Annotated in this window: 1 protein-coding gene; it reads right to left on the reverse strand. The window is 77.5% G+C overall.

Annotated elements, in window-relative coordinates; all coding sequences use genetic code 11:
* Positions 1-1,443 (reverse strand): hydantoinase/oxoprolinase family protein (locus tag ACWDX9_RS63275; protein ID WP_449973446.1); only part of this gene is annotated, 1,443 nt, incomplete at both ends.

The following is a 1,443-nucleotide window of genomic DNA, read 5'->3' on the forward strand; positions in this document are numbered from 1 at the left end:
TGCCAGGCGCCGGCCAGCAGGACCCGCCTGCGGGCCGTGGGACGGGACGCGCCCGTGCCCGGGGGGACGGCGGCGGGCGGCAGCTCGGCCGCCGGACCGACCACGCCGAGCCTGGCGGTGCCGAGCTCGATGGTCGCGCTCTGGTCGCGGAAGCCGTACAGGCGCTCGTGCTCGGCGTGGAACGCCTCGGAGACCGCCTCGGCGTCCAGGCGGTCCGGGTCGAGGGCGACGCGGAGCTCGTACGCCTGGCCGGAGTAGCGCAGGTCGGCCGCGAACGACAGCCGCCCCCGCAGCCGGGCCTCGCCGTCCTGCTCGGCCAGCCACTCCCGGGCCTGGGCGGACAGCTCGGCGAGCACGCCCGCCAGGCGGGTGGCGCTCGCGGCATCCAGGGGGCGGCGCAGGCTGCGGGCGAAGTCGCGGCGCAGGTCGGCGCCCGCCGCGCCCAGGGCGCAGAACGTCGCGGCGGTCGGCGGGACCACGATGTGCGCGATCCCGACCTCCTCGGCGAGCATGGCCGCGTGCGTCGGGCCCGCGCCGCCGAACGGCACGAGCGCGAACCGCCGCGGGTCGAGCCCGCGCTGCGCCATGATCTTCTGCAGCTCGGTCGCCATCCCCGCCGTCGCCACCCGCAAGGCCGACGCCGCCACCCGGTACGCGGCCAGGTCGTCCCCGGCGCGCTCGCCTCCGGAGGCGAGGTGGATGGCGATGCCCGACAGGGCCTTGAGCGAGGCGCCGGCGTCGAGAGGCATCCGGCCGCCGAGGAACGTGCGCGGGTCGATCAGCCCGGTCGCCAGGTAGCAGTCCGTCACCGTCGGCCGGTCGCCGCCCCGGCCGTACGCCGCCGGCCCGGGGTCGGCGCCCGCGCTGCCCGGCCCGACCTTGAGCACACCCGGCCCGTCCACCCAGACGACCGACCCGCCCCCGGCCCCGATCGCGTGCACGGCCACGACCGGCACGATCAGGGGCAGCCCGCCCACCGTGGTGTGGGTGGCCAGCTCGGGCGACCCGTCCACGGACACGGCGATGTCGCTGCTGGTCCCGCCCATGTCGAACGTGACGATGGCCCCCGCCCCCAGCCGGGCGGCCGCGGCCACCCCGGCGGCCGGCCCCGACAGCACGGTCTCGACGGGCCGCTCCGCGGCCGAGCGCAGGCTCATCGAGCCGCCGTTGGACGCGCTGATGAAGATCGGCGCCGACACCCCGAGCCCGCGCACCCGGCTCTCCAGGCGGGCGAAGTAGTCGCGCATGAGCGGCTGGATGTAGGCGTTCATGCAGGCCACCAGGGCACGCTCGTACTCGCGTACCTCCGGCCACACGGTCGCCGAAGCCGTCACCGGCAACGCGGGCAGCCGCTCGCGCAGGCCCGCCGCGACGCCCTCCTCGAAGGCCGGGTCGGTGTAACCGTGCAGGATCACGACCGCCGCCGCGTCGGCGCCGGTGGCC

This window comes from Nonomuraea sp. NPDC003201, from assembly GCF_053590415.1.